Genomic DNA, 25,136 nt, shown 5'->3' with positions numbered 1-25,136 from the left:
AAACGAAGGATCGTAACTCGGTTCACTAACTTTCGATCTTCATCTATGCCTGTCCGAAATGTTCGGAGGGTTACGTTAGTGAAGGACGCTTGAAGAGGCGGTAGCAAGGAGATTGTGTCGATAGAGGTCGATCAAAGTAGCAATAATTTGCAGCTAATATTTGACGACGCACTACACAAAATGACGCTAGATATTCCACTCCAGTTAAGTAGGAACTGTTATTTCAAATACACATTTTTTCAAGTAACAGGCTCACCTTTTAAAGAATCTCCTAACATGCAGCTAAATAAGGCGAATGGTGCGCACACTGAGCCGTTTATTCTCGCTCTCGATTCGATGGCGAAGATTAATATCTCTTCTTTAGCCGCTACCAGGCGCATTCGGGAATGAATCTCCAGTAAGCGTGTTTCTTACTGTCGAAGTCCTAAGGGGAGTTCGGATCGAATCTAGAGGTTTTCTTCAATGAATCTCTGCGATCTCGCCTCAGGCTTAAATGGAGAATCTCATGAAACCGAATAAAATTGTCGCCACCGCGTTTGTCCTTCTTTCAAGTTTTGCATCGCCTGTGCTACCACACGTATTCGGGAGTGTGAACGTTCCTGTTAACGCAATGTATGCCAAGACGAAGCTTATTAAATTCACAATTAAAAATGACTCCGACATGCCGATGGAACTTAGTTCCGGAGACGACCTAATCAAGCTAGAGGCCGGCAAGTCGATTCCTGTAAGCCTTCCTATCGGCACGCCAGTCGTTTCGAAGACTGCGAATCAGTATCACCAGGTAGGCGACGTGATTGTTGTAACTTCAAATGTTTTGAGTGGCGCGATCGTACATATCAAGTAGCCCGCCCGCGACCGCTCGCACTTCGATGTGGGCGGTTGCCTCTGGTCTACAACTCAGCCTGATTGTTCCGCAATATTGGCACACGTACTCGCCGCGAACTCTCATAAATATTTTGTAAACTCGACGCTGGCAATGGACCGGGATTTCTTTGGTCCATTGCCAGCGTCGAATTTGCTGCGCGATAGGTCTAGATCACTACAGACCTAAATCACTGAGGCCTGGATGCTCATCCGGCCGTCGGCCGATGGGCCAATGAAATAAGCGCTGGGACTCTTCGATAGGAAGATCGTTGATGCTGGCGTGGCGGTGTTTCATCACTCCCTGCTCATTGAACTCCCAATTTTCATTGCCGTAAGACCGATACCACTGTCCGTTCGCGTCGTGGCACTCGTATGCGAAGCGCACCGCAATGCGATCGCCTGTGAAGGCCCAGAGTTCTTTGATGAGGCGATAGTCGAGCTCGCGTGCCCATTTGCGAGTAAGGAACTCTACGATCTTCTCCCGCCCGGTAACGAACTCGGAGCGGTTACGCCATTTGCTATCGATGGTATAGGCGAGCGAGACGCGTTGCGGGTCGCGTGTATTCCAACCGTCCTCGGCGGCGCGTACCTTGAGAATTGCAGTCTCGCGGTTGAAGGGTGGGACTAGAGGCTGGGGTGTTTGGGTGGTAGCTGTCATATGCTCTCTCCTGGAAGAAGGATAGACGATCAGAAAAGTTTGCCGAGAGTGAAGACGAACTTGCGATGTCCATCATCACCGATGGCGGGGGCTAAGGTAATGACACCGAGGGGAGTCTCAGCAACGATGCCGAAGTAGACGTCCTGGCGAGTGATGGTGCGTGCATCGGGCGCGCGCATCTGGCCAGCCTCGTAGGCCGCTCCAATATAGATGCTTTGACCGAGTGGATTGGGAAGCTTGGCGATGCGGCGAAGGAAGGCAGGTTCGACCAGGAAGTAGTCTGTGCCGCGGAATTCATCAATCGAGCTGGCGGTAAGCCGCAGAGGACCGCCCAAGGTGAAGCGAAAAGGCTGTGCTACGTTGCGGTTGAACGTAGTGCCGCCTTCCGTGGCGAAGATGAAGAGATTTTTACTGATCTGATGGGCGTAGGTGATCTGACTGGTGAATTGGGGTGCGTTAGGACTCGAGACAGCGTTGTAGAGGTAAGAGAACTCCGTTGTGGCCCGGAGCCCGTATTGAGAGATGAGGGCGCGGTCCTGGGTGTCGTAAACATAGCGGATGCGGGCCCGCTGCATGGAGCCACTGAGGTCTTCCTGCGCGGTGGTATCGGAGCCGACCTGAGTCTGCCAGCGGATGGCGTTTGCCTCCCAGCCGACACGAAGCTCCTGGGTGCGGGAATCGGACCAGCCGATGTCGGCGCCGCCACCGGAGCGCTGCAACAGGCGCTCGGAGATACGCCTCTGATCTTCATAGATATAGAACGGATTGCGAAGCAGGCCGCCATGCGGAGCTACGAAGAAGCCGCCGTGTTTGCCAGTGGAGTAAAGGCGTCGGTAATACTCGGCGTCGAGTTGGGTCAGAAAGCCGATCTTGATGTTGCCGCGGATCTCAGAGCCATAACCCCCGAAGTCTTGCCAGAGAAAGATAGATTCAAGCGTAGCGCGCGTTACCCCGGCGGTCTGGGCCTCGACGTTCGCGCCGACGAGAAGGAAGGGCGGACCCGTACTCTTGTCCGAGACGGTGACAAGAATGGTGGGCCGGTCTGTGTCAGGGTTGGGTGTAGCACTGCTGCTGGTATCGCCACCGGTGGTTGGGTCGTCGTAGCCGACGGTGTAGTCGGCGTCGTAACGGCCGTCACTGCGAATCTCCCCCAGGACAGATTCAATGGCTCCGGTATTGACGGGCTTGTCGACGAAATCTGCAAACTTACGTTGAACGGCCCGGGTGATGCTGTCGTTTGGAGCCTTGATACGGACACGAAGGAGGTTCCCTGCAGGGCCGCGGCGGCGAGAGGCGCGCTGGGCGAGGTAAGTCTGCCACTGACTATCGGAGATAGCGTACTTCAGCAACTCTTCCTTATGTCTTTCGGCTACGTCGTAGCCTCTTTTAGCCAGATCAGGTCCCTTGAGGTAGTCGGTCTGGGTAAAGCCATCCAGATCGGGGATCATGACAACATCCGCAAGCTGCCGTGAGAGGCGCTCATTGCCCTCGATTGCGACACCGAAGCTGCGTTGCAGAACTCCGAGGAGGGAGTTGAGGTCGCCCTTGCCAACCGGTGCGATTGGAAGGCTGAACGCCAGGACTACATCGGCCTTCATGTCACGAACCGTCTTCGTAGGGAGGTTCGCGAGAACAGCTCCGTCGACGAACTGATGTCCGTTGAGTTCAAAGGGACGATAAGCCCCCGGGATGGAGACAGACGCCCGGACCGCATTAGGAATGGAGCCGCGTGTGAAAGTGACGGTTTGGGCAGCGTTGAGATCCGTGGAGAGACAACGCAGCGGAATGGGAAGGTCATTAAATTCAGTGCGATCGTCATATCGCAAAAACTGGCGGTCAAGGAAGGAGTTCAATCCTTGGTCGGTGAGAACGGAGTTACGGAAAGACACGCCATGTTTGAGCCCAATGGTGAATCCATTGGGTAAGGCTCGACTATCTTCACGGCGGCGAAAGCTCCGGCTGACGTAAGAGGAGTTGAAGCTGAAGACCTGGTTGAAGACCGAGTCATTCATAACAATCTTGAGTTGGTCCACGGTCTTCCCCGTAGAGTAAAGCGCGCTCACCATGCACCCCATGCTGGTACCAGCGATCACGTCTACAGGAATGTGGTGCTCCTCGAACCACTGAAGTGCTCCGATCTCGCTAAGAGCCAGAGCGCCTCCTCCTCCCAGGGCGAGGCCGATGCGGGGGCGGTCCGTTGGTCCAGGTGGAGGCGGTGCCGGCGCGGTGGAGGGAATGTCAAGTGGAGTCCCGCTGGCGGTGGTGTTGTCTGCCTGTGAATCAGAGTTGACAGAAGAACCTGCCGCCTTCTGTGAGTCTGGTCCAGCTTTGGAACTGTTCTTGTTGGAGTCTTTGGACCCTTTACCGGTCTGTGTAGCCTGAGCCGCAGCCTGCGCAGCCGATTGTGCCGCGCTATCGGAGGTAGCGGGCGGCTGTTGAGCGGAAGCGGAGAAGAAGAGGGATGAGGCAAGGAAAAACAAGAAAACCGAGGCGTCGCGGAGTCGCTTGCCCAGAAAGATGTGCATACAAACAAGGGTACCCAGAGAGCTGACTTTGTGCCAGTTGCATCCATTGATAAGGTGTTGCATCTGAGGAACCCTACTCAACAGCCGCCGACTACATCACCAGGGCAAGCTTTTCGAACTCTTCCTGCATGCATTTGATGGAACAGCCAACCGACTCGATGCGCGAAGCGGCGCCGCGCGCGTCCTGATTGGAGACGCCATAGCCGCGGCCGGACAGAAAGACGCTGATGAGGTCAGCAGCCTGCCAAGAATCTAAGCCCGATTGCATGAGTTCTTCGCGGAGGCCGGATAGATCCGCAAGGGGAAATTTTTCGTACTTGATTGCATCTGTCATGGCACATTCCCCGCTCTCGTGTCACTTTTTTGTTTTGGCCTATCTCTTTAGACGCAAATTTCGTGCATGAAGTTCGAGATTGTTTTTATGTGAGCTATTCTGATCAAACTGGCGATCGGTAGGAATTGAGCGACATGTTCCTCAGATGTATTTGTGCCAACAAAAGTTTTTCCCACCCTTGGGCTTTCTGGAGACTCGATGAGATCGGGTTTGCGCAGACCCTAGTGGGCACTCCCCGAGAGCAACACGGGCAGACCGTCGACGACAGGATAACGGCGAGAGCAGCCGGTGCAGAGGATCGCACTTCCTTCTAGCTGGAGCGACGCATGACACACCGGGCAGGCGAGATGCAGAAGATCTTGCTGGGTAAGTCGTCGCACTGGAAGGCCCGGATTTGGCTGCATGATGCATTCTATCGGTTCCGGCCTGCACGATGGGTGCTCGGCGCGATACCATCGAAATGCATATGAAAACGAATGAGACATCGCTTCCCCGTGTGCTGGATGGCATCGCCATCGCAGCAGAGATTAAGGCAGAGGTTGGTTTAGAGGTTGCGCGGCTGAAGGAACAAGGCATTACGCCGGGGCTGGCCGTGATCCTGGTGGGTGAGGTTCCGGCCTCGCAGATTTATGTGCGCAGCAAGGTGAAAACCTGCGCCGAGCTCGGGATCTACAGCGAGATGCTGACGCCGCCAGAGACCATCACCACGGATGAGATGCTGGATCTGGTAGCAGAGCTGAACGCACGCGACACAATCGACGGAATCCTAATCCAACTACCCCTGCCGGCCCACGTAGATACGAAGCGGTTGCTGGAAGCAGTCTCTCCGGCGAAGGATGTGGATGGATTCCATCCCGTAAATGCAGGACGGCTGCAGAGCGGACAGCCGGCATTGGCGCCATGTACTCCGGCTGGCATCATCGAAATATTAAAGCGGAGTGGCATCGCGATCGCTGGCAAGAATGCAGTTGTTGTGGGGCGATCCGACATCGTTGGCAAGCCTGCGGCGATGATGCTGTTGAATGCCTCGGCTACAGTGACCGTATGCCACAGCCGGACGGTGGATCTGTCGAAGTTCACGCGTGAGGCGGAGATTCTGGTCGCGGCGATTGGCCGGCCGGGTTTCATTACGGCAGAGATGGTCAGGCCCGGAGCAACTTTAATCGACGTTGGAATCAATCGTGTCACTGACGCGGCAGAAGTCGAACGATTCTTTCCCGGAGATGCCAGTCGAGCCGCGGGATTTGCGAAGCGAGGCTCAACGGTAGTCGGAGATATAGAACCGGCAGCCTTCGCGGTCTCGGGTGCATATACCCCTGTTCCGGGAGGTGTGGGAGCACTCACGATTGCGATGCTGATGCAGAACACAGTGACGGCAGCGAAGGCGCGACGCGGCACGACAGCGGCTGGGGCGTAGAGATGTTGAGAGTTGCGCTGACCGGTGGACTGGGTGCAGGGAAGTCCACTGCAGGCCGCATGTTCAAGGCGCTGGGCGCACATGTACTCTCGTCCGACGAGATGGGACGCGAGATGATGCAGCCGGGACAGGCTGTCTATCGGGCGATTGCAGAGTTCTTCGGCCCCGAAGTGGTCCAGGCCGATGGAAATCTGGACCGCGCAGCCCTGGGGAAGATAGCCTTCGCCGAAGGTCGGGTCGAGGAGCTGAACAGCATCGTGCATCCCGCCGTGATTGAGCGGCAGGCGGAGATCGTGAGCACGATTGCCGCTGAAGATCCGAATGCGGTTGTGATCGTGGAGTCGGCATTGGTCTTCGAGACCAGGTATGCGGGCGAGTCTGGGTGGTCGAGCCGCTTCGACAAGGTGGTCCTGGTGACCGCGCCCGAGGCCGTGAAGGTAGCGCGGTTTGTGCAGCGGGCAACGAAGGGAGCAGCCTTGAGCGAGGTTGAGCGGGAGGCCCTGGAGTTGGAGGCTCACCGCCGGCTCGCGCAGCAGATCTCGGACGAGAAAAAGGCCTCTCTGAGCGACTACGTCCTCACGAACGACGGGTCCGCGATGGAATTGGAGTGGCAGGTGGATCAGCTTTGGCCGATCCTGAAGGCTCAAGCCAGAACCGCATGAAAGCAAAGCGATTGTAGCCATCGGCGAGACCGAATCCGAGTACTCTCGCTACAATGAGATGCGGCGGTGAAGGCCACCGTCTACTGATAGAGAAGGTCCTCAATGAAGATGAAGCTGCGTCCTGTTCTGCTGGTCATTCTTTTGCTTTCGGGTTTTTATTATGTAACGACGCATGTGGCGTCAACGGGAGCGCTCGCTCCCTGGCTACATCGCGCACTGGTTCCAGCCACTGAGCCCGCCGCCCACGTAAAGAAGGGTGGGGGTGCGTTAGGCAGCTTCGACCTCACCGAAGCCGCGGCGGCTCCGGCGTACGACAACGAGGAGCTACAGAACATAGCGGTGTACAAGAAAGCTCTGCCGAGCGTGGTCAACATCACCTCGACGCAGGTGCGGTTCGACTTCTTCTACGGTCCAGTGCCCCAGCAGGGACAGGGCTCAGGCTTCATCCTGGATAAGGATGGGCTCATCCTGACGAATAACCACGTAATCAGCGACGGCCAGAAGATCGAGGTGAAGCTATCCGATAAGCACACCTATAAGGCGCAGGTTATAGGTGTGGATCCGAATCATGACCTCGCTCTGCTGAAGATCAGCGCCCCGAATCTGATTCCGGCAACATTGGCTGAGTCGCAAGGGCTGGTGGTAGGACAGCGTGTCTACGCGATCGGAAATCCCTTCGGCCTGCAAGGAACGATGACGCGCGGAATCATCTCTGCGATACGCTCGATTCGCGGCCCACAGGGCAATCCGATCGAGGACGCCATCCAGACCGATGCGGCAGTAAACCCCGGCAACTCGGGCGGTCCGCTGCTCAACTCAAAGGGCGAGGTCATTGGGATTACCACCTTGATCGCCAACAACGGCGCAGATCAGAGCTCCGGTATCGGCTTTGCAATCCCTGTGAATACGGCGAAGGCCGTGTTGGACGACTTTGCCAAATACGGCCGTGTGCGGAGGCCGACGCTGGATATCGTGACGCTGCCGATCGGACCGGATATCGCGGAGCAGATCGGCCTGCCAGCGGACTACGGCATCCTGATCGAGCGTGTGTTGCCAGGTGGCGCTGCCGAGAAGGCTGGGCTAAAGGGCGGCACGCAGCGGGCGTACCAGGGAAATACACCTGTGATGCTGGGCGGCGACCTGATCATCGCGATGGATGGTCAGGAAGTTGGGAGTCCACAAGATCTCTCGGCGGCGATGAACTCGCATCGCGCTGGTGATGAGGTGACAGTGACGGTATTCCGTGGCCGCAAAAAGATGGACTTCAAGGTAAAACTGGGCGACGCGAAGGACCAGCAGACACCCGGCCAACTGACCTAGAAAAATCGCTTCCTAACAGGGCAGGCGCACCGGAATGCCTGCCCGTTGAAGCTCCGCCTTAAGCTCGCGCGAGTCCGTCACTCCAAAGTGGAAGATGCTGGCCGCGAGAGCTGCATCGGCTCGGCCTCGTCCGAAGACCTCGGCAAAGTGCGCTGCGCTTCCCGCTCCACCGGAGGCGATGACGGGAATCTGCACCGCGGCGCTGACTCGGGCGGTGAGTTCACAGTCGAAGCCGTTGCGCATCCCATCCGTATCCATGCTGGTCAGCAGAATCTCACCGGCGCCGCGCTGCTCAGCCTCACGAGCCCACTCTATGACGCGCAGACCGGTGGCTTTGCGGCCTCCGCTGACGAAGACCTCAGCCTCGCCGACAGGATCGGCTGCGCCTGCCGCGCGACGGGCATCGATGGCGACTATGACGGCCTGGGCTCCAAAGCTGCCGCCGATCTCGCCAATCAGCTCAGGCCGTGCAATGGCACTGGAGTTGATGCTGACTTTATCCGCTCCGGCGTCGAAGACCAGCGCCGCATCCTTAGCGGAACGAATTCCCCCCCCGACCGTAAAGGGCACAAACAGCTCGGAGGCCGTGCGTTTCACCGTGTCGATCAGAGTTCCACGGCCTTCGTGAGTGGCGGTGATGTCAAGCAGGACGATCTCGTCCGCGCCCGCCGCAGCGTGGCGATGAGCGAGTTCAGCCGGATCGCCGGCGTCGATGATGTCCACAAACTGGATACCCTTCACAACACGGCCGTCCCGCACATCCAGACACGCGATAATTCTCTTCGTCAGCACGTTACAGCTCCACAAAGTTCTTTAAGACACGCAGTCCAACAGCGCTCGATTTTTCGGGATGGAACTGGACACCCATCACGTTCTCTCGTTCCACCACGCCCGTAAACGCACCGCCATAATTCGTAACCGAAGCAGTTGCCGACACCAGAGGAGCTCGCCAGGAGTGGGTGTAGTAGACAAAGCCGCCCGGTTCTACACCCTGCAACAGTTTGGAGTCGGAACGAATCTGCTCCAAAGAGTTCCAGCCAACATGAGGCGACTTTAACTCCGCGGACTCATATTCGGCTGGGAACCGCTCACATACACCAGCGAAGTGTCCAAGGCCCGCAGTGCCAGGAGCCTCGGTAGAGCCTTCGAACAACCATTGCAACCCCACGCAGACGCCCAGGAACCATACGCCCTTCGCTACCCCTTCGCGAACCGCCTCCGTGATGCCGAGATCGGTCAGGAGTTGGGTGGATTGAAAGTGCCCCACGCCAGGCAGTACGACCTTTGCAGCCTGGCGTACGATCTCAGGATCCTGCGTGACCTGGGTCTCGGCCCCGAGATACCTCAGTGCCTTCACGACGCTGGTCAGGTTTCCGGCCTTATAATCGATCACCGCAATCATGCAATTCGCCTCGTCTGTTGCTGGTTACAGCAGACCTTTCGTGCTGGGTAACATCTCGCGCATGCGCTCATCGCGGCTGCAGGCGCCACGCAGCGCGCGGGCAAAGGCCTTGAAGATCGCCTCGATCTTGTGGTGGTTGCTGCGCCCATACATCGTCTTGACGTGAACGTTCGCCTTCGCGCCACGCGCGAAACCATCGAAGAAGTCTGCAAGAAGCTCACTCTGGAAGTCGCCGACCAGCCGGACCTTTACCTTGTCGTCGACGATATAGGCGACACGTCCGCTAAGATCCACAGCGGCTACAGCGAGCGTCTCATCCATCGCCATCACGAAATATCCGGCGCGCATGATGCCCTTCTTGTCGCCCAAGGCCTTGTTGAAGGCCTCTCCCAATGCGATGCCAACATCCTCGACGGTATGATGCTGGTCCACGTCCAGATCACCCTTGCAGCTCAACGTCAAATCGAAGCCGCCATGCCGCGTGAAGAGCTCCAGCATGTGGTCGAAGAAGCGTATGCCCGTCGAGACCTTGTAGACGCCCTGCCCATCAATCACCAGCTTCAACGCAATCTGCGTCTCGGTAGTGTCGCGTTTTACTGAACCTGTTCGTATCTTGCTGCTTGCCATTACTTGCTCCATCCAATCTCTTCGAGAGATGCCTTCAATGCTGCTAATCCTTGGGTAACGTGATCTTCAACGCCGATGGTGATCCGAACAAATCCGTCGCAACCCGGATCGGCGGAGCGGTCGCGCAACAGCACACCACGCGCTCGCATGGCCTTCACCAGCTCGCCGTGCTTCGGACCGATCCTCATCAGCACAAAATTCGCATGACTTGGGAAGAAGGGAACACCCAGCTCCGCCAGGCCGGCGATCACCCGCTCACGGCCTGCGTGGACCTGCGTAACATACCAAGTCAGATACGCCTCGTCGGCGAGTGCCGCAGGCAGGCATTCCAACGCGATGCCGTTGACGTTGTAAGGCGAACTGACCTTGCGGACGTAGTTCAACAACTTGGCATCTCCGGCGAGCATCCCGATCCTCAAACTGGCGAGGCCATACGCCTTCGAGAAGGTGCGGGCGATCATCAGGTTAGGTACCGTGGAGATGTCGCCCAGTGTCGTATCGCCGTCGAAGTGGAAGTAAGCCTCGTCGACCATCAGTACAGCTTGCGGAGCAGCGGCGGCGATTGCCAGCAGATGCTCGCGGCTCACGACAGCGCCGGTCGGATTATTTGGCGAGGCTACCATGATCAACTTGGTGCGTTCGGTGATCGCGGCCATAAAGCGCTCGAAAGGAAACTCGAGCGACTCGTCCGCCTGCACCTTGACCAGATGTGGCGTCATCATTCGAACACTCACGTCGTACATGAAGAAGGTTGGCGTTGCAATCAGCGCCTCGTCCTCGGGCTCCAGAAACGCCGCGCACAGCAGGTGGATCGCCTCGTCGACTCCGTTGGTAAGCAGCACCTGCTCCGGCGCGAGACCGAAGTGCGAAGCGGCAATCCGCTCCACCGTCTGGCGTTCGGGATACTTCGTCAGTTGCTCTGCCGTCACCGCCTGCAGGCGCTTCATGACGCGCGGGCTGGGGGCGAAAGTGTTTTCGTTGAAGTCCAGCCGTAGCGCCTCGCGTCCGGCGAGGGGCGGGTGATACTCCGGCATGTCGAGGACCGCCTGACGCGGCCGTACGGTCTTTCGTTCTGTAACCAACTCGGTAGCAAGGGTCATTTTGGTCCTCTCATCTTCACACGCACGCTCTCCGCATGACCTACGAGGCCCTCGGCCTCGGCCAGTGCGATGGCGTGTGGGCCAAGCTGGCTGAGACCTTTCATTGTGTACTGCTGCACCGTAATTACCTTGACGAAGTCCATTACGCTCAAGCCACCTCTCACACGCCCATTGCGCCCGGTGGGTAACACATGGTTCGGGCCGGAGACGTAGTCTCCCATGGACTGCGGCGAGTAAGCGCCGACAAACACACTACCAGCATTCTTGACCCACTTTACATCTGCGGCCGAGTCGACCGTAAGATGCTCCAGCGCCAGCCGGTTGGTCAACTCCTGCGCCTCTGTAACGGTACTGGTTACAAAGATACAACCTTGCTTAGCCAGCGACTGCTTGGCAAGGGTATTACTCTTCGCCTGCTGCTTGACCTCCGCTTCAACCTGTTCGGCCAACTCCGCGTTGCTGGTGATCAGCACGGCCAACGCCTCAGGATCATGCTCAGCCTGCGCCACCAGGTCCGCGGCGATTCCAGCCGGATCGCCCGTCTCGCTGGTCACTCCGATCTCAGTCGGACCCGCCGGCATGTCGATCCCACACTCGCCAGAGACAAATGCCTTCGCCGCAGTTACAAATAGATTGCCTGGACCAACGATCTTATCCACTCGTGCAATCGCAGCCGTGCCATAGGCGAGAGCCGCAATCGCCTGTGCTCCCCCCACCCTGTAGAACTCCGTAATCCCCGCCAGCCACGCAGCCGCCAGGGTCTCGCGAGCAGGTTTGGGAGAGCAGACGACGATGCGCTCGACGCCCGCCACCTGTGCCGGCGTAGCCGTCATCAGCAAGGTGGAGGGCAGCGGATACCGTCCACCCGGAACATAGCATCCGACGCTTCCCAGCGGACGAACGATCTGACCCGTCTCGACACCGTCTGCCGGAGCGATCATCCACTCCTGTGGCTTCTGGGCCTCGGCGAAGGCTCGTATGTTGGCCTGAGCCACCTGCATCGCCTCCTGCAGGTGCGGCGAGGTCGCCTCCCACGCCGCCTTCATCTCTTCGCGGGAGACGAGCAGTGCATCGTTCGCTCCAAGAGAATCGAACTTCGCCGCGTATTCGCGAAGAGCTTCCTCTCCGCGCAGACGCACGTCGGAGAGGATCTCGCGCACCACCGGTTCGACCCGGCCCATGTTCAGTGCGCCGCGTTGCTCGAGTGTGGTGATCAACGCCTCTGCAGCCTTCGCCCCGCGGCCAAATGTACGCACCAACTTCATCAATCTGCTCCAGACGGCCTGTTAGAGGACAACCTTGCTAAGGGGATACTCGACGATTCCCGTAGCTCCGACGGCCTTGAGCTTCGGGATAACTTCGCGCACCTCGCGCTCATCGAGGATCGTGTTCAGCGCGACCCAGGTAGTATCGCTAAGCTGCGACACCGTCGGCGAGTTCAACGCGGGCAGAACTCCGATCACAGCATCGAGATCCACCTTGCGAGCGTTAAGCATCAGACCGACTCGTCCCTGCGCTGCGATGGCGGCGTTCAGCATCAGGGAGATGTTGTTGATCTTCTCCCGCTTCCAGTCGTCGGCATAGGCGGTCTTGTTGGCGATGAGCTGAGTCTCACTCTCCATCAAGGTCTCGATGATGCGCAGACGGTTCGCGCGCAGAGAGGAGCCGGTCTCCGTGACCTCGACGATGGCATCTGCGAGTGTAGGCGGCTTTACCTCGGTAGCGCCCCAGCTAAACTCCACCGTAACGGGAATGTTCTTGCCGGCGAAGTAGCGCTTGGTGAACTCAACCAGCTCGGTGGCGATGATCTTTCCAGCGAGATCCTCTGGCTTTTGAAACGGCGAGTCCTCGGGAACGGCGAGCACCCACTTCACCTTCTGGCGGCTCTGTTTGCTGTAGGTAAGGCTGGTGACGTACTCGACGTCGGTCTGGTTCTCCAACACCCAGTCGTTGCCGGTGAGGCCGGCATCGAGCGCTCCGTGCTCGACGTAGCGTGCCATCTCCTGTGCCCGAACCAACATGCACTCGATCTCAGTGTCATCGATGGAGGGGAAGTAGCTTCGTCCATTGGCGAAGATCCGCCATCCAGCGCGCTCGAACAGTGCAATCGTGGCATCCTGCAGGCTGCCCTTGGGGATTCCCAGCTTCAACTTCTTCGTTCCCGACATTACGCTCTCTCCATTTCGATCTTGCTGGTCTCAATACTCTTCGTGAAGCAGCTTACAGTGCCCTCGTGGCAGACCAGGCCGTCTCCTTCGACCTCTACCTTGAACAGCAGAGCATCGTTGTCGCAGTCCGTAGCGGCCTCGATGACGCGCAACCGATTGCCGCTGGTCTCGCCCTTCATCCACAGCTTCTGGCGCGTGCGGCTCCAGAAGGTTACGAACCCGGTCTCCAGGGTCTTGGCGTAGCTGACCTCGTTGAGGAAACCGAGCATCAGCATCTCACCGGTCTTGGCGTCCTGCACGATGCCCGGAACCAGACCTTCCATCTTCGCAAAATCAATCTTTGGTGCGTCCATCTCTCTTCTCCAATCGCTCTGTTTCAGGCTCGCTTTCGTCGTATGCCGCGCAGCAAAAGGCCCGCTCGCGGTAAGCGCGTTAGCGGGCCTTTTTTGAATCCTTGAGGTAGCGTTCTTTACTTCGCCACACCGGACACAGCCGCCAACACGCTCGTCGCATGATGATGGTGCAGGCCGTGATGGTGCTGGCAGACGCTCATTCCTATTAAAAGTAGCTGGGGAGCCATCGCTTGTCAATTCGCCGCTCTGCGCTCGGCAGTTTATTCTTACTCGGAGACTGCCACTATGTTCAAAAAACCCTCTCGCGTCTTTCATGCAATGGCGTTCCTTCTCCTCGCCTCTCCCGTCGTCTCCTGTGCTCAGGGAATCTCTACTTCCAAGCCGGCGGTGGCGAAGATCGTGGCCGACAAAGTCGATATCAATACCGCCACCGCCAACCAGCTGCAGACCTTCCCCAGCATGGGAGCGGAGTACGCCAAACGCATCATCGAGGGAAGGCCCTACGCCAACAAGGGCCAACTCGTCTCCCGGGGCGTCATCCCTGCAGGTACATACGAACAGATCAAAGACCAGATCATCGCGACGAGACCGAAGAAAGAAAAATAAGAGCCGCGACGAGACCGCAGCATACCTATTTCCTCCTTGAAATAGTTTCTAGCAATAGCGTAGCCTTCCCACCATGCCCTCTCGCCGTTCCTTCCTCGCGCAGTCCTCCCTCGCCGCCGCCGCGTCGCTTCTCCCCAAAACATCCCTCTTCGCCCAGACCGGAGCCCCAGCCGGCGCTCCCGACGCCTACGCCAAGGCCAAGCCCCTGGCCGCCGGACCCTTCGAGCCCACCTGGGAGTCCATCCGCGACAACTACACCCTGCCCACCTGGTTCAATCAGGCTAAGTTCGGCATCTTCATCCATTGGGGACTCTACTCCGTGCCCGCGCGGCTCAACGAGTGGTACGAGCGGCATATGTACACCAGCGACTCAAAGTGGCACACCGAGCACTACGGTTCGCCCGACAAGTTCGGCTACAAGGACTTCATCCCCCTCTTCAAGACTCCCAACTACCGCCCTGATGACTGGGCCCAGCTCTTTCAGAAGTCCGGCGCAAAGTACGTGGTTCCTGTAGCCGAGCACCACGACGGCTTTGCTATGTACGACTCCGACCTCACCCCCTGGTGCGCCGGCAAGATGGGCCCCAAACGCGACCTCATCGGCGAGCTCGCCAAGGCCGTACGCAAGCAGAACCTGATCTTTGGCCTCTCCAGCCATCGCATGGAGCACGACGCCTTCGCCTATCCAGCGGCAGGTGTGCCCAATGATGAGTTCGATCCGAAGTATGCAGGCTTCTATGGTTCGCCGATTCAGGGAGAGTTCAACAACCACAACGCCTCCGCCGCCTTCCAGGAGGACTGGCTCGCTCGCGTGCAGGAGCTCGTCGATAAGTACGAGCCCCAGATGATCTACTTCGACAACGGCGTCAATCCCCGCGAGTACGATGACGTCAAGCTCCGCGCCGCCGCCTACTACTACAACCGTGCCGCCAAGTGGGGCGAGCAGGTGACTTTGGCTACCAAGGACATCGCATACCTCTTCGGCTCCGTACAGGACTTCGAGAAGCAGCAACGCGCCCCCAAATGGATCTATTCAGGTGGATGGCAGTGTGACGACTCGCTCGGCAGCACCTGGGGCTACACCGAAGGCATGACCTACCGGTCTTCGGCGTCGATCGTAACCGAGTTGGTCGAGCTCGCCAGCCTTGGCGGCAACCTGCTGCTCAACATCTCTCCCATGGGCGATGGCAGCATCCCCGAGGCGCAGCAGTCGGCCCTGCTCGGCGTCGGCGACTGGCTGCGGAGCAACGGTGAGGGTATCTACGGCAGTCGGCCCTGGACGCATCCCGGGGAAGGCCCAGGTGTGCCTTCAGCGGCTCCGGGAGACTGGAAGGGTGGCTCGACCGATCGTCCTGGTCCGCCGCTCAAGCGCAAGTCCTCTGGCCCTATGACCGAGGCGGACTTTCGCTTCACCACGGCGAACAACATGCTGTACGCCTTCGGTTACAAATATCCTGCCGGTCAGGCGAGCATTCGGTCGCTTGGCAGTACGGCAGCGAAGGTCGAGCGTGTCACGTTGCTCGGCCCCCAGCCAAGACAACTAAGGTTTACGCAGTCTGCAGGCGCGCTCCAGGTCTCGCTCCCTGCCAACTCCAATCCCTCGGATGCTCCGTACGGCCTGCGGATCGAAGGCTCGCATCCGCTTGGAGCCGTGTAGCGCTAACCACTCGCAAACCTCACTTCAGCTCCATCACCAGAATCCGTCCGTCGGAGTAGAAAGATCCGCCGGTCGCTGTTCTTGCCGTGGTCAGCGGATCGGCTGGAGTGACGTAGGCTGCGCTGGAGAATCCTCCGGTGGCGTCGAAGCTTTGCAGCAGGTAGTCGCGCTCGTCGTCGATCTTCGGGTCGATCTTGTGGGTGACGTTGCCGTTGCGTTGGTCCTTCTCGAAGCCTATGTCGTGGGTCGCGGAACCTACCCACAACGGGAGACCACCGACGCTCTTATCGGTCTGCCAGACGCGGAGGTGATGCCGCTCCGCCGCGACCATCAGCGGATCGCCGCGGGCGAAGGAGAGGTCCTGAGGGCGCCCGAAGAGGTACAACGTGCTCATGGGCATCTCGGTGTAGGCCTCGTGGTTCAGGGTCGAGAGCAGACCGTGCAGGACCGCGTCTTCCACGGTCTTGTCCACTGCGACCCAACCTGCAGCCTTGAAGGCGGCACGAACCTGCTCCTCGGAGCCGAGCAGGGCGTAGTTCACCATGTCGCCTTCGTGGTGGGTCTGGTCGACGACGCGGCGAGGGATGTCGGCGAAGGTCTCGGGTGAGACGACTCCGCTGACTGGCGCGGATGCAGCCTGGGGAGTCGTCTGCGGCGTCTTGCTGGCTGCGGCGAACTTCACCTGCACCTTGTAGGTTCCGTTTCCGGAGAGGTCGCTGCTGAGGTTGACTCGCAGAAAGAGTCTTCCGCTGGTCGGAAAGGTGACCTGATTCTTCGCTCCAACGGAGAAGGGAACCGAGGCTCCGACGTCGCTTACGCGGCCTACGACCTCGCCGACCTTCGCGGAGTTCAAAGGAAAGACGCGCAGCATGTCCCTCCATCCGCGATCCAGGCCATCCGGGCTTGAGGACCTTCCATCTCCGAGGGCGTAGCTTCCGGTGGAGGTGAAGTCGGCGGTTTCGCCGGCGACGACTGTGACTCCGGTGTCGGTCCAGTCGGTGCCGGTGAGGCTCAAACTATAGCTTCGTTTGCGCTGCGGCTGGGTGGAAGCTGTCGTGTTTCGGTCGCGCATGCTGACGATCGGTTCTACGGGCGGATGCGCGATGGGAGCCTGAGATTGCTGGGAGCCTGAGCTTGTCTGGCCGCTTATTGGGGCACTTACAGCAGTTGCAAGCAGGATTACTCCCATCAATCTGCAACAAATTGGTGACATATTCGTTGTTCGCCTCATGCCTTGGATCGGGTAGAGTAGCTCTTAGTGGAACCCACATCCCAATGGATGCCTCTTTCTAAGACGCGCTGGCCCTTCGATCCGGTTAGCACGCGTCCTCTCGTCCATCGGATGCTGCGGGTCGCGTCGGCGACCGTGTCTCTCGGGGCCATGTTGGGTTGCCAGGGCATCGTGAGCAGTCCTGTGATGTCGCAGGCTCGAGTTATCGTCACCTCACCGGACGCGCCGGGATTAGACATGTATCTGAATGCGGCTCCGCTGGTATACAACCTCGGCTTCGGCACCATCACCTCGTATGTCCCGCTCGACGCAGGGATCTATACGGTCTTCGCCAAGTCGGCTGGAACCGCCCAGGTGATGAGCAGCGCCAAGGGAACCTTCGTCTCTTCGGCCCAGTACACCGTTCTGGTGGGCAATGTCTCGGCCAGCCTCACGGAGACGATTCTCAAGGATCAGAGCCAGGCAGCGCCCTCCGGCCAGGTCGCGTTGCGGTTTATCGGCGAGGCGACACGGGTCGGCGGGCTCGATATCTATCTTGTGCCTGCGGGGCAGAAGATTACGGCGGTGACGCCGCTGATTACCAACTTCAACTTCTCCGGCAATACCGGCTACCTGAATGTTCCTACCGGCGCTTACACCCTGGTTCTGGTGCCTACTGGAACCGTTCCCAACTCTACGACCGTCGCGACGTATACCGGGGCTCAGGTTACCTACTCGGCTGGCTGCGCCCGTACGATCGTGCTGATCGACCAGCAGCTGGTGAACACGCCGGGCCTGCAGGTGATCACTGCGGCGGACTACGACTCTCCTACCGCGACCAGCTAGCACTTCGGCTCCTCCGTTCACTTAGCTCCCCTGCATCCCTGTTGGGGGGGTGCCCCCTTGCCTGGGCATAACCGTAGTTTTTTCAGTCGAATAGCCACGGGCTCCATTGCCAAAATATTGCAACTATTGGAGTTGCGTCCAAATATGTGTCAGCTATGGACTTAGCTGACACATGGTAAGACTGACCTGTTGTCTTTCTCTCTAGTTTCTATTTTAAGGGATTGACCAAAACTAACGTGCCACATGTATATCTATCCTTATCAAGGAGTTAGGTGGTTTGGGGGCTTGACACGCGATTTTGCTGAGGTTTTTGCGAAGAAAAAGTTAGGGCCGGGTAGAGCGTGGGATTGGCTGGTTGAGAGGCTGGAGGAGGAGAGCGGTCGGGCTTCGCCCGATACCCCGCCCTATTGCGATGAGACTGCAAAAAGGATGGGGCACCCGCTTTTGTGGCGGGTTCGAGTATTGGGAGGGGAGCGGTGGCTGGTTGGGAGTGTTTGGTTGGAGGGAAAGAAAAAGGGCCGCTGGGAGTGTCCCGGCGGCCCTTTTCTGTATTTGGATGAGGTCTTAGTAGCGGTAGTGCTCGGCCTTGTAGGGGCCTTCGACCGGGACGCTCAGGTAGTTGGCCTGCTTGGTGGAGAGGGTGGTCAGCTTTACGCCGATCTTCTCGAGGTGCAGGCGGGCGACCTCTTCATCCAGTTTCTTGGGCAGGATGTAGATGCCGATCTCGTACTTGTCCTTGTTGGCCCAGAGGTCGAGCTGCGCCAGCGTCTGGTTGGAGAAGCTGTTCGACATCACGAAGCTGGGGTGGCCGGTCGCGCAGCCGAGGTTGACCAGGCGTCCTTCCGCCAGGACGAAGATGCTGTTGCCGGTCTTGAAGGTGTACTTGTCGACCTGGGGCTTGATGTTGAGCTTGGTGACGTCCTTGCCGACCAGGGCGTTCAACGGCTCCATCTGGATCTCGTTGTCGAAGTGACCGATGTTGCAGACGATGGCCTGATCCTTCATCAGCTTCATGTGCTCGACGGTGATGATGTCCACGTTGCCGGTGCAGGTGACGTAGATATCGCCGCGGCCCAGAGTCTCTTCGAGGGTCGTGACTTCGTAGCCTTCCATCGAGGCCTGCAGGGCGTTGATGGGATCGATCTCGGTGACGATGACGCGAGCGCCGAGGCCGCGGAGCGAAGCCGCAGAGCCCTTGCCTACATCGCCGTAGCCGCATACGACGGCGACCTTGCCGGCGATCATGACATCGGTGGCGCGCTTGATGCCGTCGACGAGCGACTCGCGGCAGCCGTAGAGGTTATCGAACTTGGACTTGGTGACGGAGTCGTTGACGTTGATGGCGGGGACGAGCAGGGTGCCCTTCTCCAGCATCTTGTAGAGGCGATGGACGCCGGTGGTGGTCTCCTCGGAGACGCCGCGCCAGCCCTTGGCGACATCCTGCCAGCGGGTGGGGAAGTCGGCGTGAACCTTCTTGAGGAGGGACTTGATGACGTCCTCTTCGGTGGAGCTGGAGGGAGAGTTGACCCAGTTGTCGCCCTTCTCCATCTCGACGCCCTTGTGAATGAGGAGGGTGACGTCGCCACCGTCGTCGATGACGAGCTGGGGTCCGAGCAGGCCGCCCTTGCCATCAGGGAAGTTCAGCGACTGGTTGGTGCACCACCAGAACTCTTCGAGGGTCTCGCCCTTCCAGGCGAAGACGGGGACGCCGGCTGCGGCGATGGCCGCTGCGGCGTGATCCTGGGTGGAGAAGATGTTGCAGCTTGCCCAGCGGACGTCGGCGCCCAGGGCGACCATGGTCTCGATCAACACGGCGGTCTGGATGGTCATGTGGAGCGAGCCTGTGACGCGCACACCGGCCAGCGGCTTGCCCGCGGCGTACTTGTTGCGGATGGACATCAGGCCCGGCATCTCCTGCTCGGCGATGTCGATCTCGCGGCGGCCAAACTCAGCCAGGCTGATATCCGCAACCTTGTACTCTTTCGCTACTCCATCCAATGCTGCCTTATCGATCGTTGCTGTCGCCATCTCTACACCTCAATTCAGATTTTCTAGTTCAAGCTGTTCCCTTAGAGAATATCAGTCCCAGGGCGTTTTCTCGCTGGAAACCGCCTTTTGTTGAAGACATCGAGACTTTAGCTCCTAAGTTGCTCCGTACGCATGGAGATCGCCAGGATCGCGGCGGCTAAGGCCAAAGCGGCGACTCCGTAGAGGCCTCCGGCGTAGCTGTGGGTCGCATCCTTCAACCTGCCCGTAAGATAAGGTCCGAGGAAGCCGCCAAAGCCTCCGATCATGGTGATCATGGCGACTCCTCCGGCTGCCGCGGCACCTTCGAGCTTGCGTGTGGTCAAGGCCCAGAAGGGTCCCATGGTGCTCCACAGGCCCATCGCCGCAAGGCAAAAGGCAAACAAGGCTACGACGACGCTATGGGCCAGAGCCGCCCAGCAGAATCCTGCCGCTGCTAAGGCCATGCAGGCGGCGAGATGGCCCTGGCGCTCGTTCCACCTATCGGAGCTCCAACCGACGAGGACGGTAAAGACAGCGGCCAGGAGGTAGGGCACGGTGGAGTAACGCGCGATGAGGCTGGCGTCGCCGCTTCCGCCGCTGGCGAAGCTGCCCAGCATGAGCGGCATCCAGAGATTGACGACGTAGACGCCGATCTGGATGACGATGTAGACGCCGGCGAGGAGCCAGACCGCGGGGAGCTTGAAGGCGTCGATAAGGGAGTGGTGTTCGGCCGCCCCGTACCGTTTGCGGTCCTGCTCCAACTCATCTTTGAGCCAGAGCTTTTCGCTGGGTGCGAGCCATTTGGCCTTGTCCGGGCCGTCGTTGAGGATGAAGAGGACGGAGATGCCGATGAGGACGGTAGGAATGCCCTCGGCTACGAAGAGCCATTGCCATCCGGCCAGTCCACCCAGACCGTCGAGCTTGAGCAGAGCGCTGGAGAGCGGGCCTCCGACTGCTCCGGCGAGGGAGGTTGCAGTCATGAACTTGGCGACGGCGCGGGCGCGCTCGTGCGACGGGAACCAGAAGGTGAGGTAGAGGAGCATTCCGGGGACGAATCCGGCCTCGGCTACACCGAGGAGAAATCGCATGACGTAGAACGAGAGGGGAGAGCCGACGAACATCATGCAGGCGGCGATGATGCCCCAGGTGATCATGATGCGGGCGATCCAGAGGCGTGTGCCGACGACGCGGAGCATCAGGCTGCTGGGGAGGTCGAAGAGGGCGTAGCCGAGGAAGAACATGCCTGCGCCGGTTCCGTAGACGGTGTCGCTGAAGTGAAGCTGGCGCTTCATGTCCATGGCGGCGAAGCCGACGTTCACGCGGTCCAGATAGGCGACGATGTAGAGCAGAAACAGGTAGGGGATGAGCCGCCGGGTGATGCGGCGGTACAGCGCCCTGGCGTCCACGGCTTCGGTGGGTAACGCTCCAGCCTCGATCATCCTGTCTGTTTCCTTCCGGCTTCTCTTATTCGGCGGCTACTGCCTTTGCGCTGCCGTCGCGGCGCGATTTTGCCGCCGCAAGAAGGAATACCAGAAACAGACCACCAAATCCCAATGCGATTCCGATGATCGAGACGACGCCCAGGACGGTGACCCACAGCGGAGCGGTCCGCTCGTTGAAGTAAGCGAAGCCGGCGACGACGTTTGTGACGAACATGGCGAGCGAGCCAAGCAGGATGATGACGCTGGCGATGAGGCACCACTTCAACCCGTCGGAGAGGATCTTGTTGGAGGGTTTGATGGGCAGGGCCTTCAACGCTGGGCTTTCTTCGTTGGCCACGTCTATCGCCTCTCTGCGTCGAGCAGCTTGCGCTTGCGGTCAACGCCCCAACGATAGCCTGTCAGTGTCCCGTCCTTGCCGATGACGCGATGGCAGGGAACGATGACTGCCACGGGGTTCGCGCCTATTGCCGCGCCTACGGCCCGGGCTGCCTTGGGAACTCCCAGTTCCAAGGCGAGGTCGCCGTAGCTTCGGGTCTCGCCGCGGGGGATCTGTTGGAGGGCCTTCCATACGCGCTGCTGGAAGGCGGTAGCCCGGACGTCGAGCGGGAACTTGGCGGCGATGGGGTGCTCGCTGAGGTTGCTGACGACGTAGGCGACTGCCTCGGCGAGCCAGCCGGTGTTGCCCTTGGCGGGGACGAGCTGCGCCTTGTTGAAGAGCTCGCGGAGGTTGGCGACGAGCTCGGCGTCGTCCTTGCCGAAGGCGATGGAGCAGATGCCGACGTCGGTGGTGGCTACGAGCATTCGTCCGAGGGGGCTGGGGGCGATGGTGTAGCGGATGAGCAGGCCGGCTCCTCCGGCGCGCATGACGCGAGGCGTCATGCCGAGGGAGGCGTTGCTCTTTTCGTAGAGACGGCTGCTGGAGCCGAAGCCGGACTCGTAGATGGCGTCGGTGATCTTTACGGGCTTTGGGGTGGGTTTGGCGGTCGACTTGGTGGCTTCGGACTTTGCGAGGGGAGCGTTGGGGACGTTGGTGCGGGGAACGCGGACCTTGTCTTTGAACTTCTCCAGGCGCTGTGCCTTGGCGAACTCGCCGGGGCTGACGCCGAGGACCCGCTTGAAGCCGCGCAGGATAGTGAGGCGGCCTACGCCGGTGGCTTTGGCGACGTCGGCGAGGCGGGTGCGCTCGTCGGCGTGGGTAGTGAGGTAGTCGGTGACGGCGGTGATGGCCTGGGCCTGCGGATCGGCCTTGGGGGCGACGCGGTCGGGCTCGCAGCGCTTGCAGGCGCGGAAGCCCGCGGCCTCGGCTGCGGCGGCGGTGGGGAAGAAGCTTACCTGCTTGCGGGCTGGTTTGCGGCTGGCGCAGCTCGGTTTGCAGTAGATCTTGGTGGATTTGACCGCGTAGAAGAACTGGCCGTCGGCGCTGGGATCGCGCTCGAGGACCTGCTGCCACTGGCGGCCGGGGAAGTAGGAGGGAACTGCCGTCTTGGAGTTGCTGGTCATCGTCATGGGGAAGGAGGCTGGGAGTGTTAGCGTCTGGGTGTCCATACCCAGTATCTTCCTCCCACCCGTTGTGTGCCACACTCCGCTTCGTGCGGGCAAACTTGAGGGTGCTTTTTAGCGGCTTTCGGTGGTGGGCACCCAGCGGGTGTTGCGGACTCCGCCGCCGACGAGGGGGACGGTCTCGCCCTTCTCGTCGACCTCGTAGCTTTCGACGTAGAAGTTAGTGACGTCGGCGACGCCAAAGCTTGTGGTGATGGCTACGTCGGTGGCGTCGCGGCCAGTGGCCATGAGGACCCGGCCGATGCGGGGATCGTTGTGGCGGGCGTCCATGGTCCACCAGCGGCCGTCGAGGAAGACCTCGTACCAGGCGCTGAAGTCTCCGGCTCCGCTGTAGGGGATGCGGATGTCGCCGAGGTAGCCGGTGACGTAGCGGGCGGGGATGTTCATGGCGCGGGTCATGGTGATGGCGAGGTGCTGATAGTCGCGGCATACGCCGACCCGCTCGGTGAAGACGTCGAGGGCGGTCTTGGTGGGGCGTGCGGTCTTGTAGTCGAAGCGAACGTGGTTGTGGACCCAGTCCCGAATCCATACGGCGCGGGCCCAGCCGGGCGAGGTGTGGCCGAACATGTCGCCGGCGACCTGTGACATCTGGTCGACCTGGCAGTAGCGGCTGCTGAGGAGGAATTGGAGGACTTCGGAGGGTAGCTCTTCGACGGGGTGCTGGAGGGCTTCGGTGCAGATGAGGTCGGGCTGCTCGTCGTTCTCGACGAGGCTGCGTCCGCTGACGCGGATGGCTCCCTGGGGAGCGACGAAGCGGGAGCAGCGGTTGCCGAAGCTGTCGAGATACTCCTCGGTCTCGATGACGGTGGCGGAGTCGCGGTCGATGTGCTCGATCTTGAGTTCTTCGGGCGCGCGGACGAGGGGGTCCAGAGAGGGGTGCAGGCGCAGCATGGCTACGATGGGCAGGGTTTGAGGAAGATGGAATTGAATATCGAATTCGGAACGTATCAGCATAAAAATCCTCGGCTCACTTTGGTAAAGCTGGAAGCACCGGTGAAGCGATTGGCCCTTGTAAGGCTCTTTTCTGGATGCAATTGGTCTTCTACGGCTCTTCTTAGGATGCAAACTGGCAGAGGAAAAGTTCCTGATCCGAGAGTGTACCCCGCGGAACGCTGCTGGCAAAGAGAAAGGGCAGGCTCGGCGGCCTGCCCTTTCCCTACAAGTGCTTACGGCGAATTTACTTTGCAGCGAGGGTTTTGACGCCTGCCTGCTCTGCCAGGGCTGCGGCCTTGTCGGTCGCCTCCCAGGTAAAGCCCGCGCCTTCGCGGCCGAAGTGGCCGTAGGCTGCGGTGGCCTTGAAGATCGGCCGGCGGAGGTTGAGGCTCTCGATGATGCCTTTGGGGGTCAGGGAGAAGTTCTTGCGGACGAGATCTTCGAGCTTGCTCTCGTCTACCTTGCCGGTTCCGAAGGTCTCGACCAGCACGCTGACGGGTTCGGCTACGCCGATTGCATAGGCGAGCTGCACTTCGCAGCGGTCTGCGAGGCCAGCAGCGACGATGTTCTTGGCTACGTAGCGGGCCATGTAGGCAGCGGAACGGTCGACCTTGGTCGCGTCCTTGCCGCTGAAGGCTCCACCGCCGTGACGGCCCATGCCGCCGTAGGTGTCGACGATGATCTTGCGTCCGGTGAGGCCGGTGTCGCCCATCGGTCCGCCGACGACGAAGCGTCCGGTCGGATTGATGTGGTACTTGGTGTCCGCGTCGAGGAGCGCGGCGGGAATGACGGCCTGGATGACGTTCTTGAGAATGTCAGCGCGAAGCTCTTCGTTGCCGACGGTCTCGGCGTGCTGGGTGGAGATGACGACTGCGTCAACGCGAGTGGGCTTGTTGTTCTGGTCGTACTCGACCGTTACCTGGCTCTTGCCGTCGGGACGGAGGTACGCCATGAGGCCGCTCTTGCGAACTTCGCTCAGCTTCTGAGCCAGACGGTGAGCCAGCGAGATGGGGGTTGGCATCAACTCCGGGGTCTCGTTGGTGGCGTAGCCGAACATCATGCCCTGATCGCCCGCGCCGCCGGTGTCCACACCCATGGCGATGTCGCCGGACTGCTTGTTGATCGTGGAGATCACCGCGCAGGTGTTGGAGTCGAATCCGTAGAGGGCGTTGTCGTAGCCGATGGCAGCGACTGTTCCGCGCACGAGGCTCTGGAAGTCCACATAAGCTTTGGTGGTGATCTCGCCGGCGATGACGACGAGACCGGTGCAGGTCAAGGTCTCACACGCTACACGGCTGTAGGGGTCCTGCTCCAGGCACGCATCGAGGATCGCGTCGGAGATTTGGTCGGCAATCTTGTCGGGATGGCCTTCGGTAACAGATTCACTCGTAAATAGAAAACGGTCGCGTTTCGCCAAAATTTCTCCTTTGGTCACTCATCGAGAC

General features: G+C 59.7%; 25 protein-coding genes. 7 read left to right on the top strand and 18 right to left on the bottom strand.

Features of this window, described 5'->3' with window-relative positions; translation table 11 throughout:
• The first annotated feature begins 505 nt into the window (after nt 1-505).
• Nucleotides 506-844 (top strand): hypothetical protein, encoded by a 339-nt coding sequence (locus tag HB393_RS07245; RefSeq protein WP_213804473.1) that lies wholly within the window; start codon nt 506-508, stop codon nt 842-844.
• A 195-nt stretch (nt 845-1,039) separates the two neighbouring features.
• Here the strand turns inward: HB393_RS07245 and HB393_RS07240 are convergent, their stop codons facing one another.
• The 4 genes from HB393_RS07240 to HB393_RS07225 all read right to left on the bottom strand — a co-directional run bounded on the left by HB393_RS07240 (nt 1,040) and on the right by HB393_RS07225 (nt 4,785).
• Nucleotides 1,040-1,522: a nuclear transport factor 2 family protein gene (locus HB393_RS07240; RefSeq protein ID WP_213804472.1), complete on the bottom strand. Its 483-nt coding sequence runs from the start codon at nt 1,520-1,522 to the stop codon at nt 1,040-1,042.
• Between the two features lie 29 nt (nt 1,523-1,551).
• Nucleotides 1,552-4,047: a patatin-like phospholipase family protein gene (locus HB393_RS07235; protein ID WP_213804471.1), complete on the bottom strand. Its 2,496-nt coding sequence runs from the start codon at nt 4,045-4,047 to the stop codon at nt 1,552-1,554.
• Between the two features lie 91 nt (nt 4,048-4,138).
• A complete protein-coding gene (locus HB393_RS07230; RefSeq protein ID WP_213804470.1) occupies nt 4,139-4,381 on the bottom strand; it encodes a hypothetical protein in 243 nt (80 codons plus the stop codon).
• A 221-nt stretch (nt 4,382-4,602) separates the two neighbouring features.
• Nucleotides 4,603-4,785: a Trm112 family protein gene (locus tag HB393_RS07225; protein ID WP_213804469.1), complete on the bottom strand. Its 183-nt coding sequence runs from the start codon at nt 4,783-4,785 to the stop codon at nt 4,603-4,605.
• Between the two features lie 62 nt (nt 4,786-4,847).
• On the opposite strand from HB393_RS07225, the gene HB393_RS07220 reads away from it, so the two are divergent.
• The 3 genes from HB393_RS07220 (at nt 4,848) to HB393_RS07210 (ending at nt 7,780) form a co-directional block, all read left to right on the top strand.
• Nucleotides 4,848-5,798, top strand: a complete 951-nt coding sequence (locus HB393_RS07220) for a bifunctional 5,10-methylenetetrahydrofolate dehydrogenase/5,10-methenyltetrahydrofolate cyclohydrolase (RefSeq protein WP_213804468.1) — start codon at nt 4,848-4,850, stop codon at nt 5,796-5,798.
• Between the two features lie 2 nt (nt 5,799-5,800).
• Nucleotides 5,801-6,460, top strand: a complete 660-nt coding sequence (gene coaE / locus HB393_RS07215; protein ID WP_213804467.1) for a dephospho-CoA kinase — start codon at nt 5,801-5,803, stop codon at nt 6,458-6,460.
• Nucleotides 6,461-6,568: 108 nt separating this feature from the next.
• On the top strand, nt 6,569-7,780 hold the full coding sequence (locus HB393_RS07210; RefSeq protein WP_213804540.1) for a trypsin-like peptidase domain-containing protein: 1,212 nt from the start codon (nt 6,569-6,571) through the stop codon (nt 7,778-7,780).
• A 12-nt stretch (nt 7,781-7,792) separates the two neighbouring features.
• Here HB393_RS07210 and hisF read toward each other — a convergent pair whose 3' ends face one another.
• Genes hisF through hisI form a run of 7 tightly spaced genes read right to left on the bottom strand, consistent with a single transcriptional unit; the run spans nt 7,793 to nt 13,430 of the window.
• Nucleotides 7,793-8,572 carry an imidazole glycerol phosphate synthase subunit HisF gene (hisF, locus tag HB393_RS07205; RefSeq protein WP_213804466.1) on the bottom strand — a complete coding sequence of 260 codons (780 nt, stop codon included), beginning with the start codon at nt 8,570-8,572 and terminating at the stop codon, nt 7,793-7,795.
• Nucleotide 8,573: 1 nt separating this feature from the next.
• Nucleotides 8,574-9,182 carry an imidazole glycerol phosphate synthase subunit HisH gene (hisH, locus tag HB393_RS07200; RefSeq protein WP_213804465.1) on the bottom strand — a complete coding sequence of 203 codons (609 nt, stop codon included), beginning with the start codon at nt 9,180-9,182 and terminating at the stop codon, nt 8,574-8,576.
• A 24-nt stretch (nt 9,183-9,206) separates the two neighbouring features.
• Nucleotides 9,207-9,809, bottom strand: coding sequence for an imidazoleglycerol-phosphate dehydratase HisB (hisB, locus tag HB393_RS07195; RefSeq protein WP_255550877.1), 603 nt, complete (start codon nt 9,807-9,809; stop codon nt 9,207-9,209).
• A complete protein-coding gene (gene hisC, locus HB393_RS07190) occupies nt 9,809-10,909 on the bottom strand; it encodes a histidinol-phosphate transaminase (RefSeq protein WP_213804463.1) in 1,101 nt (366 codons plus the stop codon). The genes hisB and hisC overlap by 1 nt, the downstream gene beginning before the upstream one ends.
• Nucleotides 10,906-12,174 (bottom strand): histidinol dehydrogenase, encoded by a 1,269-nt coding sequence (gene hisD, locus HB393_RS07185; protein ID WP_213804462.1) that lies wholly within the window; start codon nt 12,172-12,174, stop codon nt 10,906-10,908. The genes hisC and hisD overlap by 4 nt, the downstream gene beginning before the upstream one ends.
• Nucleotides 12,175-12,195: 21 nt before the next feature.
• The gene (gene hisG, locus HB393_RS07180) at nt 12,196-13,077 is read right to left on the bottom strand and encodes an ATP phosphoribosyltransferase (RefSeq protein WP_213804461.1); all 882 of its coding nucleotides are present in this window, start codon (nt 13,075-13,077) and stop codon (nt 12,196-12,198) included.
• The gene (gene hisI, locus HB393_RS07175) at nt 13,077-13,430 is read right to left on the bottom strand and encodes a phosphoribosyl-AMP cyclohydrolase (RefSeq protein WP_213804460.1); all 354 of its coding nucleotides are present in this window, start codon (nt 13,428-13,430) and stop codon (nt 13,077-13,079) included. Before hisI ends, hisG begins: the two co-directional genes overlap by 1 nt.
• A 285-nt stretch (nt 13,431-13,715) precedes the next feature.
• On the opposite strand from hisI, the gene HB393_RS07170 reads away from it, so the two are divergent.
• A complete protein-coding gene (locus tag HB393_RS07170) occupies nt 13,716-14,036 on the top strand; it encodes a helix-hairpin-helix domain-containing protein (RefSeq protein WP_255550876.1) in 321 nt (106 codons plus the stop codon).
• Between the two features lie 73 nt (nt 14,037-14,109).
• Nucleotides 14,110-15,693: an alpha-L-fucosidase gene (locus HB393_RS07165; protein ID WP_213804459.1), complete on the top strand. Its 1,584-nt coding sequence runs from the start codon at nt 14,110-14,112 to the stop codon at nt 15,691-15,693.
• Between the two features lie 19 nt (nt 15,694-15,712).
• Here the strand turns inward: HB393_RS07165 and HB393_RS07160 are convergent, their stop codons facing one another.
• Nucleotides 15,713-16,882 carry an LssY C-terminal domain-containing protein gene (locus tag HB393_RS07160; RefSeq protein ID WP_213804458.1) on the bottom strand — a complete coding sequence of 390 codons (1,170 nt, stop codon included), beginning with the start codon at nt 16,880-16,882 and terminating at the stop codon, nt 15,713-15,715.
• A gap of 90 nt (nt 16,883-16,972) precedes the next feature.
• Here HB393_RS07160 and HB393_RS07155 point away from each other — a divergent pair, with 90 nt between their 5' ends.
• On the top strand, nt 16,973-17,749 hold the full coding sequence (locus HB393_RS07155; RefSeq protein WP_213804457.1) for a DUF4397 domain-containing protein: 777 nt from the start codon (nt 16,973-16,975) through the stop codon (nt 17,747-17,749).
• Nucleotides 17,750-18,313: 564 nt separating this feature from the next.
• Here HB393_RS07155 and ahcY read toward each other — a convergent pair.
• The 6 genes from ahcY to metK form a co-directional block, all read right to left on the bottom strand.
• Nucleotides 18,314-19,777, bottom strand: coding sequence for an adenosylhomocysteinase (gene ahcY, locus HB393_RS07150; RefSeq protein WP_213804456.1), 1,464 nt, complete (start codon nt 19,775-19,777; stop codon nt 18,314-18,316).
• A gap of 107 nt (nt 19,778-19,884) precedes the next feature.
• Nucleotides 19,885-21,195 (bottom strand): MFS transporter, encoded by a 1,311-nt coding sequence (locus HB393_RS07145; protein ID WP_213804455.1) that lies wholly within the window; start codon nt 21,193-21,195, stop codon nt 19,885-19,887.
• A gap of 25 nt (nt 21,196-21,220) precedes the next feature.
• A complete protein-coding gene (locus tag HB393_RS07140; RefSeq protein ID WP_213804454.1) occupies nt 21,221-21,535 on the bottom strand; it encodes a hypothetical protein in 315 nt (104 codons plus the stop codon).
• 2 nt (nt 21,536-21,537) lie between these two features.
• Nucleotides 21,538-22,743, bottom strand: a complete 1,206-nt coding sequence (locus HB393_RS07135) for a methylated-DNA--[protein]-cysteine S-methyltransferase (protein ID WP_275951536.1) — start codon at nt 22,741-22,743, stop codon at nt 21,538-21,540.
• A 69-nt stretch (nt 22,744-22,812) separates the two neighbouring features.
• Complete coding sequence (locus tag HB393_RS07130) at nt 22,813-23,712, bottom strand: transglutaminase family protein (RefSeq protein WP_213804453.1); 900 nt, start codon at nt 23,710-23,712, stop codon at nt 22,813-22,815.
• A gap of 223 nt (nt 23,713-23,935) precedes the next feature.
• Nucleotides 23,936-25,108: a methionine adenosyltransferase gene (gene metK, locus HB393_RS07125; protein WP_213804452.1), complete on the bottom strand. Its 1,173-nt coding sequence runs from the start codon at nt 25,106-25,108 to the stop codon at nt 23,936-23,938.
• Nucleotides 25,109-25,136: the final 28 nt, after the last annotated feature.

This window comes from Granulicella sp. dw_53 (assembly GCF_018449545.1).
Classification (GTDB): domain Bacteria; phylum Acidobacteriota; class Terriglobia; order Terriglobales; family Acidobacteriaceae; genus Edaphobacter.
Note: the sequence above shows the minus strand (reverse complement) of the source record. Positions and strands in the feature narration are given on the sequence as shown.

Excerpts from the sequence above, each read along its gene's own strand:
- HB393_RS07235 (WP_213804471.1), bottom strand. The coding sequence starts at position 4,047 with ATGCACATCTTTCTGGGCAAGCGACTCCGCGACGCCTCGGTTTTCTTG.
- HB393_RS07165 (WP_213804459.1), top strand. The coding sequence starts at position 14,110 with ATGCCCTCTCGCCGTTCCTTCCTCGCGCAGTCCTCCCTCGCCGCCGCC.
- HB393_RS07225 (WP_213804469.1), bottom strand. The coding sequence starts at position 4,785 with ATGCAGCCAAATCCGGGCCTTCCAGTGCGACGACTTACCCAGCAAGAT.
- hisD (WP_213804462.1), bottom strand. The coding sequence starts at position 12,174 with ATGAAGTTGGTGCGTACATTTGGCCGCGGGGCGAAGGCTGCAGAGGCG.
- HB393_RS07160 (WP_213804458.1), bottom strand. The coding sequence starts at position 16,882 with ATGGGAGTAATCCTGCTTGCAACTGCTGTAAGTGCCCCAATAAGCGGC.
- ahcY (WP_213804456.1), bottom strand. The coding sequence starts at position 19,777 with ATGGCGACAGCAACGATCGATAAGGCAGCATTGGATGGAGTAGCGAAA.
- HB393_RS07210 (WP_213804540.1), top strand. The coding sequence starts at position 6,569 with ATGAAGCTGCGTCCTGTTCTGCTGGTCATTCTTTTGCTTTCGGGTTTT.
- HB393_RS07170 (WP_255550876.1), top strand. The coding sequence starts at position 13,716 with ATGTTCAAAAAACCCTCTCGCGTCTTTCATGCAATGGCGTTCCTTCTC.
- HB393_RS07220 (WP_213804468.1), top strand. The coding sequence starts at position 4,848 with ATGAAAACGAATGAGACATCGCTTCCCCGTGTGCTGGATGGCATCGCC.
- hisG (WP_213804461.1), bottom strand. The coding sequence starts at position 13,077 with ATGTCGGGAACGAAGAAGTTGAAGCTGGGAATCCCCAAGGGCAGCCTG.
- HB393_RS07245 (WP_213804473.1), top strand. The coding sequence starts at position 506 with ATGAAACCGAATAAAATTGTCGCCACCGCGTTTGTCCTTCTTTCAAGT.
- HB393_RS07230 (WP_213804470.1), bottom strand. The coding sequence starts at position 4,381 with ATGACAGATGCAATCAAGTACGAAAAATTTCCCCTTGCGGATCTATCC.
- hisB (WP_255550877.1), bottom strand. The coding sequence starts at position 9,809 with ATGGCAAGCAGCAAGATACGAACAGGTTCAGTAAAACGCGACACTACC.
- HB393_RS07135 (WP_275951536.1), bottom strand. The coding sequence starts at position 22,743 with ATGGACACCCAGACGCTAACACTCCCAGCCTCCTTCCCCATGACGATG.
- HB393_RS07130 (WP_213804453.1), bottom strand. The coding sequence starts at position 23,712 with ATGCTGATACGTTCCGAATTCGATATTCAATTCCATCTTCCTCAAACC.
- hisH (WP_213804465.1), bottom strand. The coding sequence starts at position 9,182 with ATGATTGCGGTGATCGATTATAAGGCCGGAAACCTGACCAGCGTCGTG.
- HB393_RS07240 (WP_213804472.1), bottom strand. The coding sequence starts at position 1,522 with ATGACAGCTACCACCCAAACACCCCAGCCTCTAGTCCCACCCTTCAAC.
- hisI (WP_213804460.1), bottom strand. The coding sequence starts at position 13,430 with ATGGACGCACCAAAGATTGATTTTGCGAAGATGGAAGGTCTGGTTCCG.
- hisC (WP_213804463.1), bottom strand. The coding sequence starts at position 10,909 with ATGACCCTTGCTACCGAGTTGGTTACAGAACGAAAGACCGTACGGCCG.
- HB393_RS07155 (WP_213804457.1), top strand. The coding sequence starts at position 16,973 with ATGCCTCTTTCTAAGACGCGCTGGCCCTTCGATCCGGTTAGCACGCGT.
- coaE (WP_213804467.1), top strand. The coding sequence starts at position 5,801 with ATGTTGAGAGTTGCGCTGACCGGTGGACTGGGTGCAGGGAAGTCCACT.
- HB393_RS07145 (WP_213804455.1), bottom strand. The coding sequence starts at position 21,195 with ATGATCGAGGCTGGAGCGTTACCCACCGAAGCCGTGGACGCCAGGGCG.